This window comes from Vibrio sp. Vb0937 (assembly GCF_033338855.1).
This window is the reverse complement of the sequence record NZ_JAWOTK010000339.1, coordinates 1-1,161: the sequence shown is the minus strand read 5'-3', so window position 1 is coordinate 1,161 and position 1,161 is coordinate 1. Positions and strand designations below refer to the sequence as shown.

Here is a 1,161-nt window from a genome sequence, read left to right as displayed (position 1 = left end):
GCCGATCTTGGCCTGATTCCAACCTTAGTCGAGCGACTAGAAGCGTTAGAATATAACCAACCAACACCTATTCAATCTCATGCTATTCCTCATGTGCTTGATGGCAGGGATATGATAGGCGGAGCCAATACGGGCTCAGGTAAAACCGCCGCTTTCTCGCTGCCAATTCTGCAGAAAATTCTTCAGCAAGGTGAATCAAATGATCGTCGTGGTAACTTCGTTTCTCATCTGATTTTGGTTCCTACTCGTGAGCTGGCGTCGCAGGTGGCTTACAACGTTAAATCTTACTCATACCATCTTAGAGATAAGATCAAAACGGTTGCCGTATTTGGTGGAGTATCCGTGAACCCGCAAATGCTGGCGCTACGTGGCGGCTGTGACATCATTGTTGCAACGCCGGGACGACTACTTGATCTGGTATCGAGTAATGCGATTAAGTTAGACCAAGTAAAAACGCTCGTGCTCGATGAAGCCGACCGTATGTTGAGTTTAGGATTCACCGAAGAGCTCAATAAGATTCTTGCCTTACTGCCAGAGAAGAAACAGACACTGCTATTCTCTGCTACTTTCCCTGAGAAAGTCACAGCGTTGGCTCAGCACTTACTTAACGATCCCGTTGAAGTTCAGTTACAGAGTGCAGAAGCCAGCACTTTGGTGCAGCGCGTGTTTAGTGTCAATAAAGGTGAAAAGACGGCGGTACTCGCACATCTAATCAAACAGCATCAATGGCGCCAGACTTTAATTTTTGTGAACGCTAAGAATGCCTGTAACCACCTAGCTCAGAAACTGTCAAAACGCGGCATCACTGCCGAAGTTTTTCATGGCGATAAAGGGCAAGGCGCTCGTACTCGCGTTCTTGATGGTTTTAAGTCTGGTGAGATTCAAGTACTGATTGCTACCGATATCGCAGCTCGCGGTCTCGATATTGAAAAATTGCCAGTGGTGATTAACTTCGATCTTCCGCGTAGTCCTGCCGATTATATGCATCGCATTGGACGCAGTGGCCGTGCGGGGGAAGTGGGTCTAGGTCTATCTCTTATCGATTACGATGACTACCACCACTTTAAAGTGATAGAAAAGAAAAATAAGTTCCAGCTTGAACGCGATCAGGTAGAAGGCTTTGAAGTGGAAGATGACCAAAGTGAAGCCTACTTTTTACCG

General features: G+C 46.6%; 1 protein-coding gene. It reads left to right on the top strand.

All coding sequences use genetic code 11. The features are described 5' to 3' along the window. A partial coding sequence (locus R7P67_RS25535; protein WP_318086413.1) for a DEAD/DEAH box helicase occupies positions 1-1,161 on the top strand: 1,161 nt, incomplete at both ends.